The 12,650-nt window shown below is 69.6% G+C and carries 12 protein-coding genes; 3 read left to right on the top strand and 9 right to left on the bottom strand.

Translation table 11 applies throughout. The annotated features are described in order from the left end of the window. Positions 1-11: 11 nt before the first annotated feature. Together MF270_RS09970 and MF270_RS09965 are read left to right on the top strand one after the other, a co-directional pair. The gene (locus MF270_RS09970; protein WP_238365730.1) at positions 12-842 is read left to right on the top strand and encodes an ABC transporter permease; all 831 of its coding nucleotides are present in this window, start codon (positions 12-14) and stop codon (positions 840-842) included. Between the two features lie 3 nt (positions 843-845). Then, positions 846-2,276 (top strand): amidohydrolase family protein, encoded by a 1,431-nt coding sequence (locus MF270_RS09965; protein ID WP_238365729.1) that lies wholly within the window; start codon positions 846-848, stop codon positions 2,274-2,276. Here the strand turns inward: MF270_RS09965 and MF270_RS09960 are convergent. Next, entirely contained in the window at positions 2,236-3,018 is a 783-nt protein-coding gene (locus MF270_RS09960; protein WP_238365728.1) for an oxamate carbamoyltransferase subunit AllH family protein, read from the bottom strand. The two genes, MF270_RS09965 and MF270_RS09960, sit on opposite strands and share 41 nt — an antisense overlap. Continuing rightward, entirely contained in the window at positions 3,006-3,923 is a 918-nt protein-coding gene (locus MF270_RS09955; RefSeq protein ID WP_238365727.1) for a carbamate kinase, read from the bottom strand. The genes MF270_RS09960 and MF270_RS09955 overlap by 13 nt, the downstream gene beginning before the upstream one ends. Positions 3,924-4,060: 137 nt before the next feature. On the opposite strand from MF270_RS09955, the gene MF270_RS09950 reads away from it, so the two are divergent. Further along, complete coding sequence (locus MF270_RS09950; protein ID WP_238365726.1) at positions 4,061-4,855, top strand: IclR family transcriptional regulator domain-containing protein; 795 nt, start codon at positions 4,061-4,063, stop codon at positions 4,853-4,855. A gap of 32 nt (positions 4,856-4,887) precedes the next feature. Here MF270_RS09950 and MF270_RS09945 read toward each other — a convergent pair whose 3' ends face one another. The 7 genes from MF270_RS09945 to MF270_RS09915 are packed head-to-tail and all read right to left on the bottom strand — an operon-like array spanning position 4,888 to position 12,641. Continuing rightward, the gene (locus MF270_RS09945) at positions 4,888-5,874 is read right to left on the bottom strand and encodes an ABC transporter ATP-binding protein (RefSeq protein WP_238365725.1); all 987 of its coding nucleotides are present in this window, start codon (positions 5,872-5,874) and stop codon (positions 4,888-4,890) included. Then, positions 5,871-6,872, bottom strand: coding sequence for an ABC transporter ATP-binding protein (locus tag MF270_RS09940; protein WP_238365724.1), 1,002 nt, complete (start codon positions 6,870-6,872; stop codon positions 5,871-5,873). Before MF270_RS09940 ends, MF270_RS09945 begins: the two co-directional genes overlap by 4 nt. Positions 6,873-6,877: 5 nt before the next feature. Next, the gene (locus MF270_RS09935) at positions 6,878-8,143 is read right to left on the bottom strand and encodes a YlbE family protein (RefSeq protein WP_238365723.1); all 1,266 of its coding nucleotides are present in this window, start codon (positions 8,141-8,143) and stop codon (positions 6,878-6,880) included. Beyond that, positions 8,133-9,389 carry a YlbE family protein gene (locus MF270_RS09930; RefSeq protein ID WP_238365722.1) on the bottom strand — a complete coding sequence of 419 codons (1,257 nt, stop codon included), beginning with the start codon at positions 9,387-9,389 and terminating at the stop codon, positions 8,133-8,135. Before MF270_RS09930 ends, MF270_RS09935 begins: the two co-directional genes overlap by 11 nt. A 14-nt stretch (positions 9,390-9,403) precedes the next feature. After that, positions 9,404-9,574, bottom strand: a complete 171-nt coding sequence (locus MF270_RS09925) for a hypothetical protein (protein WP_238365721.1) — start codon at positions 9,572-9,574, stop codon at positions 9,404-9,406. Beyond that, positions 9,564-11,114, bottom strand: a complete 1,551-nt coding sequence (gene fdrA, locus MF270_RS09920) for an acyl-CoA synthetase FdrA (protein ID WP_238365720.1) — start codon at positions 11,112-11,114, stop codon at positions 9,564-9,566. The genes MF270_RS09925 and fdrA overlap by 11 nt, the downstream gene beginning before the upstream one ends. Positions 11,115-11,117: 3 nt before the next feature. Beyond that, positions 11,118-12,641 carry an ABC transporter substrate-binding protein gene (locus tag MF270_RS09915; protein WP_238365719.1) on the bottom strand — a complete coding sequence of 508 codons (1,524 nt, stop codon included), beginning with the start codon at positions 12,639-12,641 and terminating at the stop codon, positions 11,118-11,120. Between the last annotated feature and the right edge of the window lie 9 nt (positions 12,642-12,650).

The following is a 12,650-nucleotide window of genomic DNA, read 5'->3' as shown; positions in this document are numbered from 1 at the left end:
ACAGGATCGGAATGCTGACGTTTGCCAAGGCCTGTTACCGGCACCGTACCGCCCGCTTTGCCCTGCTGACGCTGTTCATCATGGCCATGCTGGCGATCTTTGCCCCGGTGATCGCGCCGCAGGACCCCTACGAGACCAAGATCCTCGAGTCGATGCTGCCGCCCGGGGGCGACCACCTGATGGGCACCGACCTTGCGGGCCGCGACATCTTTGCCCGCGTGCTGATCGGCGGGCGGGTGTCGCTGGTGATCGGGCTCTTCGCCGTCGCCATCTCGGTCACGATCGGCTGCACCATCGGCCTGCTGTCCGGGTTCTACGGCGGGCGCTTCGACAATATCGTGATGCGCTTGATCGACGTGATGATGGCCTTTCCCGGCATCCTGCTGGCCATGTCCATCGTGGCCGTGCTGGGCACCGGGCTGGTCAACGTGATCATCGCCGTCGGAGTCGGCGGGATCACCGAATTCGCGCGGGTCAGCCGCGGGTCGGTGCTGGCGATCAAGCAGCAGGTCTACGTGGACGCTGCCCGGTCGACCGGGGCGTCGGATGCGCGGATCATCTTCCGCCACATCCTGCCCAATGCCTTCCCGCCGATCATCGTGCTGGCCTCGATGTCCTACGGCTGGGCGCTGCTGTCGGCCACGGGGCTCAGTTTCCTCGGCCTCGGCGCGGCACCGCCGGCGGCGGAATGGGGCGCGATGCTGTCGGACGGGCGGAACGTGATGTGGGATGCGCCCTGGGCGGCGATTTTCCCGGGCATCGCGATCCTCTTCACGGTGCTCGCGTCGAACCTGCTGGGCGACGCGATCCGCGACATCCTCGACCCCAAGCTGAAGGTCTAGGCCATGGAGGGCACCCTCCTTGTGCGCGCCGGGGTGGTGATCCCGGACGCGGCAAGCGATCCCATCGTGGATGGCGGCGTGTTGGTGCGGGGCGGGATCATTGCCCGTGTCGGGCCATGGGACGCAGTGCGGGCTGAAGCGCCCGACCTGCCGGTCACCGGCGGGCCCGAGATGATCGCCCTGCCGGGCTTCATCAACGCCCATGACCACGGGCGGGGCCTGTCGCCGCAGAGCCTTGGCATCGACGATGACTTGCTCGAGCCGTGGATCCTGAACCTGTCGCGCCTGCCGATGATCGACGCGCGGACGGACACCGCGCTGTCGGCGCTGCGCCAGCTTGGGTCCGGCATCACGACGACGGTCAACAGCTATTACCACCCCCGGAACGACGCCGCGGCGCTGCGTGCGGTGCGGCAGGGCCATGCCGATGCCGGGCAACGCGCGGCGGTGGTGCTGAGCGCGATGGACCGCCCCGCCTCGGCCGATCTGATGCGGCTGGTGGCGCAGGAGCTGCCCGGCCCGCTGGCCGAAGAAATCGCAGCCAAGCAGGCGGGCCGGGTGCCGTTCGACGATGCCGCATGGGCTGCGCTGCTGGCAGAGGCCAGTGGCGAGAGAATTGGCGAGACATGGATGATGGCGGGCCCGATTTCCGGCCATTGGAGCAGCGAGGCCGAGCTGCGCCATGTCGCCGCCACCGCCCGCGCGCTGGGGCTGTCGGGTCAGATGCACCTGCTGGAAAGCCGTCTTCAGGGGCGCGACAGCGCCGGGCGGCCCGGCGGGTCGATCCTGTCGTGGCTCGAAGGCATGGGCTATTTCGCGGAGGGCGCGGCGCAGAGCCTGGCCCACGGCGTGCACCTGACGCCCGACGACATCGCGCGGCTGGCTCGGCTTGGTGTCGCCGTGGTCACGAACCCCAGCTCGAACCTGCGGCTGCGCAGCGGTGTCGCGCCGGTGCGTGCCCTGCTGGATGCCGGGGTGGTCGTGGCGCTCGGGCTTGACAGCATGGGGCTCGATGACACGACCGACATGTTCGCCGAGATGCGGCTGGCGCATCGGCTGCATGGCACGCTGTCCGCCCGCGAGGTGCTGGCGATGGTGACGACGCAGGCCGCTGCCGCCATCGGCCGCCGCGACCTCGGTGCGCTGGCGCCGGGCATGCGGGGCGATCTGCTGTTGTTGGACCGCAGGGACCGGCCCGCGCCCGGCATGGACAGCCCCGCGCGCGCCATCGACCGGGTGCTGCATTATGGCCGCGCCGAGGGGCTGGCCCATGTCTTTGTCGATGGCGTCGAAGTGCTGAGCGGCGGGCGTCACGCCACGCTGGACGCAGGCCGCCTCGAGGCGACGCTGCTGGACGCATTGCCAGATGGCGGCGCGGCACCCGATGCGCGGCTCAGCCTGCTGGCCGATCCGCTGCGGCGTCTGGCGCGGTAAGCCGCGCGGCCCAAAGGAATCCGGCCAGCGTATCCGCGCCCGAGCTGTGGCCATGGGCCATGACGGCGGCGGTGTCTTCGGCGTGCGGGGCCTCGGCCCCCACCAATAGGTCGTGCCACGCCGCTCCAGCATGGCCCAGACCGGCGGCGCGAATAAAGGCATAGGACAGCGCGGTGGTCATGCCCTCGCTCGCCGCCACGATTTCCGGGCACAGCGCGGTTGCCCGCTGAGTCACATACAGCGCCAGCAGCACCCCGCAAAGCACGTCATCCCCGGCCGGCGTCAGCCCCGGCCCCAGCCCGGCCAGTGCCCGCGCCCCTTGGCCTGCGGCGACGGGGTCCGCTTTCCGCAGGCCCTCGGCCAGCTTTTGACCGCCCGGCAAATCCCTGCGCTCCAGTATGGAACTCAGGGGGGCGGAGGCGTGCGGGATTGCCCGGGCCTGCGCCTCCAGCCCATCCAGCCAAAGGGCAGACAGATCGCGGCGGGGCAGGGACGAAGGCCAATGCCGCGCCGCGCCCGCCTCCAGCGCCACATCGTCACCGACGTTGAGGCTTGGCCAATCGTCAAACGACAGGTTCAGCGGCCCCGGCGGCTCATCCCCCGGGGTGACGATCAGCAGCCCGGCGCTTGTGTCCAGGTAGACATGTCGCGGAAAGACCGCGACCACCCGCGCGCGCAACGTGCCGACATCCAGCGCCTGCAGGGCCAGTGTCCCGGCCTGATGCGCGATCAGGCGGCGCATGGCCCGCCCGGCACGATCCGCGTCCCGGCCCGGCCGGCGATGATCGCGTCGATCTGGTCAAGCGCCCCGATGACGGCGGGCTTGCCGGTGGCGCGGGCAAAGGCGCGGGCCGCCTCGACCTTGGGGCCCATGGAGCCGCGGGCGTAGTCGTCATCAGCCTCGGCCGGCAATTCGGAAATCAACCGCTGCTCGGGCGTGCCGTAATCGGCATAGACGCCCGGCACATCGGTTGCGATGACGAACAGGTCGACCGGAATGCGCGTGGCCAGCAGGCTCGAGGCGCGATCCTTGTCGATCACCGAATCGACGCCGCGCATCCCGCCGGTGCCATCTTCGGCCACGGGAATGCCGCCGCCCCCCGAACAGATCACCACCGAGCCCTGCTCGAGCAGCCAGCGGATCGGGCGGTGCCACAGCACCCGGCGCGGCTGCGGCGAGGGCACGACACGCCGCCAGGCGCTGCCGTCCTGCCGGAAGGTCCAGCCATGGGCGGCGCGCAGCCGCTCGGCCTCTGCCGCATCGAACCCGGGGCCGACGAACTTGCTGGGCGCCAAGAACTCGGGATCGTCCGGGTCGACCTCGACCCGCGTGAGGATCGTCGCCACCGGCACGTCATAGCCCAGCCGGTTGCCCAACTCCTGTTCCAGCATGTAGCCGATCATGCCCTCGGTCGCGGCGGTCATCATGTCGAAGGCATAGGGCACCGCCCCGGCAAAGGCCTGGGCCTGCATCGCCAGCAGCCCGACCTGCGGGCCGTTGCCATGGGTCAGGATCAGCTGATGCTCGCGCGCCGCACTTTCCAGCACGCGGGCCGCCTCGCGGGCATGGGTCAGCTGCGTCTCGGTGGACAAGGGTTCGCCGCGCTGCAACAATGCATTGCCGCCAAGGGCTACAAGTAGCTTCATTCCTGATCTCCGACGCGGTTTTTCATGCCGCAGGTGCAAATGTTCACATTATGCACACTAGTTTTTCTTGATTGGGTTGTTATGGTACGGATGGTCGCGCCGCGACCACACGATTTCAGAAAACCGGGGGACCGATATTGACCAAGGCCGCAACACTCGACGACGCCGAAAGCGACAAGAAGCCGAAGACCCTGGTCGGCTCTCTGGTCCATGGGTTGAACATCATCCAGGCCTTCGACCGGATCGACCCCGAGATGACGCTGACCCAGGTGGCCGAGAAGACCGGCATGGACCGGGCCGGCGCCCGCCGCTACCTGCTGACCCTGGCCGAGCTGGGGTTCGTCGAGCAGACCGGCCGGCTGTTCCGGCTGATGCCCAAGGTGATGGACCTGGGCTATTCCTACCTTGCCTCGATCCCGCTGAACGAGAAGGCGCAGTTCTACCTGAACCGCATCCGCGACAAGACCGGCTACCCGGTGGCGCTGGCGATCCGGGACCATCAGCATGTGATCCACCTGGCGGCGGCGAATACCGATGCCTTCGATTCGCCGGCGCTGTCGGTGGGTCGGCGCTTTGGTCTGACGTTCTCCTCGTCCGGGCGCTGCATCCTGGCGATGTCGGACCCCGAGGTGCGCGATGCGGTGCTGGCGGGCATGACGCTGACGCCGCAGAACGAACGAAGCCTCAAGACCATGGAGGCGCTGAAAGCCGAACTGGGGCGCATCGCCGAGCAGGGCTATGCCATCGTCGACCAGGAAATGCAGACCGGCATCCGGTCGCTGGCCGTGCCGGTCTTTGACAAGGAAGGCGCGGTGCAGGGCTGTTTCGCGACCTATACCTACGTCGGCGTCAAGACGATGGAAGACGTCATGTCGACCGTCTTCCCCGAGATGAGCCAAGCCGCCAAGGACATTTCCCGCGCGCTGATCTAGGCCGTGCGGACCGGGGCGGGGGCCCTGGACGGTCATGCCAGGTGGCAGGCCGTCAGGTGCCCCTTTTCCACGGCGCGCAGCAGCGGCACCTCGGTGTGGCAGCGCGCCTCGGCCAGCGGGCAGCGGCTGCGGAACCGGCAGCCGGTGGCCTTCTCGAGCGGGCTGGACAGTTCTCCCTTGATGCCTTCGATGGTGGCTTTCTTGCCACCTTCGACACGCGGCACGGGCACGGCCTTGAGCAGCGCCTTGGTATAGGGATGGCGCGGCGCCTCGTAGATGCGGCGGCTGTCCGCGAGTTCCACGATCGCGCCCAGGTACATCACCGCGACCCGGTCCGACATGTGCCGCACCACGGCCATGTCGTGCGAGATGAAGAGGTACGTCAGCTCCCGTTCGCGCTGCAACCGCTTGAGAAGGTTGATGATCTGCGCCTGGATCGACACGTCGAGCGCCGAGATGGATTCGTCGAGCACGAAGAAATCCGGCTCGACCGCGAGGGCACGGGCGATGCCGACGCGCTGGCGCTGCCCGCCCGAGAACTCGTGCGGATAGCGGGTCATGGCGCTGGCATCGAGGCCCACAAGCTCGAGCAGGTCGGCCACGCGCCGCTCCCGCTCTGCGCCCTTTGCGATGCCGTGGACGGTCAGCGGCTCGCCCACGATGTCGCCGATGGTCATGCGCGGATTGAGCGAGGCATAGGGGTCCTGGTAGACCATCTGCATGTGCCGCCGCATCTTGCGCAGCGCGGTGCGGCCAAGGCGGCCCATGTCCTGCCCATCGAACAGCACCCGGCCCGCCGTCGGGTCGGTCAGGCGCAGCAGGGCCCGGCCGACGGTGGATTTGCCGCAGCCGCTCTCGCCCACCAGCCCCAGCGTCTCGCCGCGCAGGATGTCGAAGGTCACGCCGTCCACGGCGCGCAGCCGCCGGGCATTGCCCGAGCCCAGCGTGCCGCTGCCCACGTTGAAATGCACCTCGAGGTCGCGCACCTCGATCAGGCTGTCCTGGGTCTGTGTCGTCATTGCGAGGCTCCGGGAACGTCTTCCGAGGCGAGGGTGTCGACCGGCAGCCAGCAGCGCGCCTGGTGGGCCGGGGCCAGGGTCGCGAAGGGCGGCGCCTCGACCCGGCAGCGGTCAAAGACCCGCGGGCAGCGTTCGCTGAAGGCGCAGCCGCCGCTGTCGTCGCTGGTCAGCCGGCCCGAGGGCAGGGCGCGCAGCTCGGCCTCTTCGGGCGCGTCGATGCGCGGCATCGAGTCCAGAAGCGCCTGCGTATAGGGGTGGCCGGTGCGGTTGAACACATCATCGGCGCTGCCCGTCTCGATCTCGCGGCCGCCGTACATGACGATCACGCGATCGGCCAGGGTGGCGACCACGCCCAGGTCATGGGTGATCCAGATGATCGACAGCCCGAACTCGGCCTGCAATTCCTTGACCAGCTCGATGATCTGGGCCTGGATCGTGACGTCAAGCGCGGTGGTCGGTTCGTCCGCGATCAGCAGGTCGGGCTCGCAGATCAGCGCCATGGCGATCATGACCCGCTGGCGGATGCCGCCGGACATCTGGTGCGGATAGCTTTTCATCCGCTCTTCGGGCGCGGTGATGCCGACGCGGGCCAGGATGCTCAGCGCACGGGTCCGCGCGGCGGCCCGGTCGAGGCCGAGGTGGTCGCGCGCGAGGTCAATCAGTTGCCGCCCCACGGGGATCAGCGGGTTGAGCGCGGTCATCGGGTCCTGGAAGATCATGCCGATCCGCCCGCCCCGGATGCGCCGCATCTGTCGCGCGGGCATTCCGACCAGTTCCTGCCCGTCGAACAGGATACTGTCGCAGGTGCGCCGCCCCGGTGCGCGCACGAGGTCGAGCACCCCCAGCACGGCGTTCGACTTGCCCGAGCCGGATTCGCCGACCAGCGCCACGATCTCGCCCCGGCCGACGTCGAACGACAGCCCGCGCACGGCGCGCACCGGCCCCGTGGCGGTGTCGAATGCCACGTCGAGGTTGCGGACGCTCAGCAGCGGCTCCATGCGCGTCATCCCTTTGCCAATGCCGCCCCGAAGGCGCGCAGCGCCCCGGAGAAACACTCGCGCGGGGCGGTGGTCTGCCCGGCGCCGATCACGCCGCCCTGGCGGTGGGCGATGGCGGTGTCGATCACCGGCGCGATGCCGGTCTGCACCACCTTGCGGATGTCGATGCCGGCGGGAATGCCGGCGAAATCCATCGGCGCGATGCGAAAGCCGTCGATCGGTCCTTCGGTGATCTGCGCCATCTGGCGCACGACCGCACTGGCGCGGTCGAAACTGCCGCCGACGAAATGTTGCAGGGCCGGGGCGGCGGCCTGCGCATGGCCGCCAAGGCCGATGGTCTCCATGATCGCACTGTCTCCGATATCGGGCACTGCATCTTGGTCGGTCCATTCCGAAGAGAAGTACAGGCCCTCGATGCGATTGGCAGGCGCGGTGAACCAGCGATCCCCCAACGCCGAGACGCGGATGCCGAAGTCGACACCGTTGCGGCACATGGTCGTGACCAGGCTGCAATCGGGCAGGCCCGAGATCGCCAGCGTCATCGCCTTGGCCGCCGCCATGGACAGCACCAGCGCGACCTGTTCGTTCTCGTGGAAATAGCGCAGCACGGCGGCCAGCCGGTCCGGGTCGTCGCAGGTGTCGCAAAGCGGCAGGATCAGCGCGTTTAGCAGCAGCGCCGTGGCGGCGGCGTTGCGGTTGTGGCATTCGTCGCCCATCTCGAGGCTGCGCGCCATCAGCGGCTTGACCGGAATGCCCGGACCGCTGCGCACGGCCGCGCCCAGCACGGGGCCCGCGACCTCTTCGAGCCAGCGCCAGCGCTTGCGCGCCTCGGCATGGTAAAGCGCGCGGTCCTGAAGACCCGCCGCCGGTCCCTGGAACAGCTGCGAATAGCCCGTGACGCCATGCACCGCGTCATGCACCACCGCCATCGGGCTCGAGGCCGAGGTGATCCCGGCCATCCCGCCCGTGGCGTCGTATTCATGGCATGGCGCGACGGTGATCTCGCCGGCGAGGATGCGGGCCTCGGCCTCGGCCTCGGTTTCGGCCAGCCCTTCGTGCAGCACGGCCTGCACCACGCCCATCTTCTGCGGGCCGCACATGTCGGCCCAGGCGATGGGCGGGCCGGCATGCAGCACGGTCTCGCGCGTCATGCCCGGCAGCACCTCGAGCGCGGGGCGCACATCGGTCCAGACCGGCTGCGACGCGGTGAGCCGCGCCAGCGCCGCGGCATTGGCCGCCGCGATCCGCGCCTTGATCGTGTCAGCCGGCATATTTCTCTCCGAACGCCTTGAGCGCATCGGCAAAGCAGCCCATCGGCGCGTTGACCTCGCCCGCGCCGATCAGCCCGCCGTCACGGTGCGTGATCGCTGTGTCGAGCAGCGGCGTAATGCCGGTCTTGACCACCTTGCGGATGTCGATGCCCAGCGGGCCGGGCGCGAAATCCATCGCCGGGATGCGCACATCGGGGTTGGAGCCGTGGCAGATCTCGGCCATGTCGCGGGTGTTGGCGATGGCCTGCGCGACCGAGCCCTGCACGTATTGCGTCACCGTCGGCGCGCAGGGCTGGATAAAGCCGCCAAGCCCCACGGTTTCGGTGATCGAGCTGTCGCCCAGGTCGGGCGCGGCATCCGCGTCGGACCATTCGGCGCGGAAGAACAGCCCCCGTACCGGGTTGGCGGGCGCGGTGAACCAACGGTCCCCCAGCCCCGAGACCTTGATGCCGAAATTGACGCCATTGCGCGCCATGGCCGTGACCAGCGTGCAATACTCGATCCCCTCGGCCGCCATCAGCATGGACTTGGCCGCCGCCATGATCCCGTGCAGCAGGAAATGTTCGCTTTCCACCAGGAACTTGATCGACGCGCGCACGTCCTCCTTGGGCATGTCCAGCGCGACCAGCGCGCCGTAGATCTGGCGCAGGAACAGCGCCGTCGCCGCGACGGACCGGTTGTGGCATTCATCGCCCATCTCGACCGCGCGCGAGATGATCAGCTTGAGGTCGATCGGCCCAGAGGCCTGCAGCGCCGCATCGAGGATCGGGGCAAAGACCTTGGCCTGCCAGGTCAGGTTCTCCAGCACCTCGGGGCTCCAGGCGCCCCATTTCAGCAGCCGCAGCCCGCCGCCTTCGGAAATGCAGCTGAAGGCGCGGGTGCCGTAGGACTCGTTCTCGACGATCAGCATCGGCGTCGAGGCCGAGGTGATCCCGGCCCCCGCGCCCACGGTGTCGTGGTGGTGGCAGGGGGCGGTGCGGATCTCGCCCGAGGCGAGCTTGGCTTCGGCTTCTTCGGGGGTCGCGGCCAGCCCTTCCCAGAGCGCGGCGCCGATGATGCCGTTGCGGTGCGGGCCCGACATGTCGGCCCAGTCGATCGCGGGGGCGGAATGCAGGATCAGGTTCGGCGCCATGCCGGGCACCACCTCGAGCGCCGGAGCGACGCCCACAAGGCGGGGCTTGCCGCCGCGCAGGATGTCAAAGGCGCGGTCATTGGCCGCTTCGATACGGGTTTTGAGGGAAGACATGGGGGCTCCGGTCTTTAAAGCAGGTCGTCGAGCAGGGTCAGAAGGTCGTCATCGGTGGGCGGTGGCGGCGTCCAGCGCACTTGCACGCAGGGCACGGATTGCTGTGCCAGCGCCTCGGCGAAGAGGTCGAGGCCGAGGTTGATGACGACGGGGGCTTCGGTCAGCAGCGGGTTTTCAGGCGGCATGGGCTGGGGTCTCCATCACGGCGGCGGCCAGGGCCACGGCTTCGGCATTGCTGCGGGCGACGATGGCGCCGGCGGTCTCGAGCTGGGCGGCCTGTGCGGCATGGCCCTGCGGGTCGCGGGTCGTGCCGCAGAGGGTGACGATCACGGGCAGGTTGCGCCCGCCGTCGCGCGCGGTTGCCTGCGCGGCCGCCAGGGTCTGCGCCAGATCGCGCGCCGGATCGTCATGGGCACCGTAGCCGATCACCACGTCCAGCAGCAGCAGCGCGGTTTCGGGGTCGGCTGCTTCGGCCAGGATACGCTGGTTGCGCACGTAGGGGTCGATCATCGGGTGGGCGCGACCCTCGGTATAGGCGTCCTCGCCCAGGTCGATCACCGTGTGGCCGGTGCTGCGGAACGGGTCCGTCAGCGCCAGCGCGCCCTTGGCGAGGTTGGAATGCACCGGCCCCAGCCGGTCGCCCAGTAGCGTCAGCGCCTCGTAGGCGAGGGTACCGCCGGCATAGAGCCCGCGCAAATAGCGTTGCCCCGGCGCGCGCCCGTCCCGGGCCGCAGCGAGGAAGGCATCGCGGGCGGCGGCGTCCAGCGCGGGCAGGGGGGCGGTGCCGCCCGCCAGCCGCGCGGCGGCCTCGGCCGCGCCGGCCAGCGTCGGGGCAAAGGTGATGCGGCCGTCGCTGCCGCTGCGGTCGCTGCCGACGAAATTCACCACCACCGGCTTGCCCAGCCCTGCGCAATGTTCAAGCACGCGCGCTGCAACCTCCGCCGCGGGCGGCTTGGAGGTCAGCACGATCACCTCGGTCCCCGGATCGGCCGCCAGCAGGTCCAGCGCGGCCAGCGCGGTGCGCCCGCCTACTTCCGCCGACAGGTCGCGCCCGCCGGTGCCGATGGCATGGCTCACGCCCGTGCCCAGCCAGTCGAGCAGCGACGTGATCTCCTGCGTGCCGGTGCCCGAGGCGCCGACGACCCCCACGGGCCCCCGGCGCACCACGTTGGCAAAGCCAAGCGCCGCTCCGCCGATGATCGCGGTGCCGCAATCGGGGCCCATGACAAGGCGCCCGACCTCGGCCGCATGTTGCTTGAGCGCCAGTTCGTCCGCCACGGGCACATTGTCGCTGAACAAAAGGACGTTGAGGCCCAGGTCCAGCGCACGCCGCGCCTCGCGCGGGGCATTGGCGCCGGGGACCGAGATGACGACCAGCCCTGCATCGGGCCGCACGGCCATGGCGGCATCCAGCGTGCGCGGCAGGGGCGCGCCGCCGGTGTCGCCGCCCGCGCGTTCGTCCAGCGCGGCAAAGGCCACCGCCACCGCCGCCTCGGCCGCCGCGTCATCCGTCGCGGCGAGTGCCAGGACCAGGTCGTCCGGGCGCGCCGCCTCGGCCTCGGCCGTCAGGAGGCCCGAGGTGGCGAGGATCTTCTTGTTGTTGGGCGTGGCCATCATCGCCATCGCCTCGGTCACGCCCGGCTCGGCCCGCAGCGCCTGCGAGATCCGCATCAGGCGGACGCTGTCGTAATAGGCACGGGGCCGGATGATCACGCGATGCGCCATGGCTCAGGCTCCTGTCGGATGAAAGCTGGTGTCGTGGAACAGCGGATAGGCCCCGATGGCGTCGAACCGCAGGTCGCGCAGCCCCTTGCGCGCCACCACGAGGTTGGTGTTGCAATGCAGCGGCACGGCGAGGGCGTTGCGCATGACCTCGCGCTGCACCTCTTCGAAGAGCGGCACGTAGTCGGCGGGGGCAAGGCAGGTCTCGGCCTGGTCGATCAGCGCGTCGATGCGGGGCGCGTCCTCGGGGCCGCGCTTGCTCCAGCCATAGGCGCCGGGGCCGCTGTTGCGCGAATGGTAGACAAAGCCCAGCAGCTGAGACGAGCTTGCGTATTTGCCCTGCGGGATCAGGCTGTGATCCCCCGCCATCCCGGCGGCGATCCAGTCGGGGGGCGAACAGAGCTCGACCGTCACCTTGATGCCGACGCGGGCCAGCTGCCGGGTCACGATGGCCCCGAACTCGGGGTAGAAGTTCACCGGCAGCGCGTAGAAGGTCACCGCCAGCGGCACGCCGTCCTTGCTGCGCATCCCGTCCGGCCCGGCGGCCCAGCCCTCGGCCTCCAGCAGCGCGGCGGCGCGGGCGAGGTCATGGGGATACATCCCCTCGACATCCGCCGCATAGCCCAGCGTGTCCTGCGACACCGGGCTGTGGGCGCGCTTGAATTCGCCGTGGAACACCTCGGCCACCAGCGCATCGACGTCGAGCGCATGGCTGATCGCTTGCCGCACGGCAAGGCTGTCGGTCGGGCTGCGCTTGATGTTCATCATCAGCGACACCGGCACGCCGCGGATCGGGCAGGTCAGCACGTCGAACCGGCCATCGGCGCGCAGACCGGCACAGGCCGAGGGTTCGGCCGCAAGGATCATGTCCACCGTGCCATCGAGCAGCGCGGCCGTGCGCGCCGCGTCATCGGGCAGGAAGTGGAATTCGATCTCGTCCAGCGGGGCGGGGCCGCGCGTCTGCGCCAGCTCTGGCCCCCAGGCGTAATCGGGATTCCGCCGGATGGTCAGCGTCTTGCCCTTGGTCCATTGGTCAAAGATGAACGGCCCGGTGCCCACGGGACGGGCCATGAAGCCCGGCCCGTTCGCGGCCATGGCGCGGGGCGACATCGGCGCCAGCCAGCCCTGGCTGAGCGCGTCGAGCAGCAGCGCATAGGGCTGCTCCAGCACCACCGCCACCCGGTGCGGCGCCAGCACCTGCGTCCGGGCGTAGCTGCCCAGCAGCCCGCCCGCCAGTTGCGACTTGTTCGCCGGATCGCGCGCCCGGTCGAACGAGGCGCGCACCGCCTCGGCCTCGAAGGGCGTGCCGTCGTGGAAGATCACGTCATCGCGCAGGGTGAAGGTGTAGGTGCACTGGTCCTCCGACACCTCCCACGCGGTTGCGAGGCCGGGCAGGAACCCGCCGTCTGCCGTCTTGTGCACCAGCGTGTCGAAACAGCCGTTGGTCATTTGCAGCGCCAGTTCGGCTGCCCCCAGGTGCGGGTCGATGTTGGATGGTTCATAGTGAACCCCGATCCTGAGTTTTTGCACGCTGTTCGG

Source organism: Mesobacterium pallidum (genome assembly GCF_019966535.1).
In the GTDB taxonomy this organism is placed as follows: Bacteria; Pseudomonadota; Alphaproteobacteria; order Rhodobacterales; family Rhodobacteraceae; genus Mesobacterium; species Mesobacterium pallidum.
The sequence above is the reverse complement of the archived record's forward strand: the minus strand, read 5'-3'. Positions and strand labels throughout refer to the sequence as shown.

Excerpts from the sequence above, each read along its gene's own strand:
- MF270_RS09970 (WP_238365730.1), top strand. The coding sequence starts at position 12 with ATGCTGACGTTTGCCAAGGCCTGTTACCGGCACCGTACCGCCCGCTTT.
- MF270_RS09965 (WP_238365729.1), top strand. The coding sequence starts at position 846 with ATGGAGGGCACCCTCCTTGTGCGCGCCGGGGTGGTGATCCCGGACGCG.
- MF270_RS09960 (WP_238365728.1), bottom strand. The coding sequence starts at position 3,018 with ATGCGCCGCCTGATCGCGCATCAGGCCGGGACACTGGCCCTGCAGGCG.
- MF270_RS09955 (WP_238365727.1), bottom strand. The coding sequence starts at position 3,923 with ATGAAGCTACTTGTAGCCCTTGGCGGCAATGCATTGTTGCAGCGCGGC.
- MF270_RS09945 (WP_238365725.1), bottom strand. The coding sequence starts at position 5,874 with ATGACGACACAGACCCAGGACAGCCTGATCGAGGTGCGCGACCTCGAG.
- MF270_RS09940 (WP_238365724.1), bottom strand. The coding sequence starts at position 6,872 with ATGGAGCCGCTGCTGAGCGTCCGCAACCTCGACGTGGCATTCGACACC.
- MF270_RS09935 (WP_238365723.1), bottom strand. The coding sequence starts at position 8,143 with ATGCCGGCTGACACGATCAAGGCGCGGATCGCGGCGGCCAATGCCGCG.
- MF270_RS09930 (WP_238365722.1), bottom strand. The coding sequence starts at position 9,389 with ATGTCTTCCCTCAAAACCCGTATCGAAGCGGCCAATGACCGCGCCTTT.
- MF270_RS09925 (WP_238365721.1), bottom strand. The coding sequence starts at position 9,574 with ATGCCGCCTGAAAACCCGCTGCTGACCGAAGCCCCCGTCGTCATCAAC.
- fdrA (WP_238365720.1), bottom strand. The coding sequence starts at position 11,114 with ATGGCGCATCGCGTGATCATCCGGCCCCGTGCCTATTACGACAGCGTC.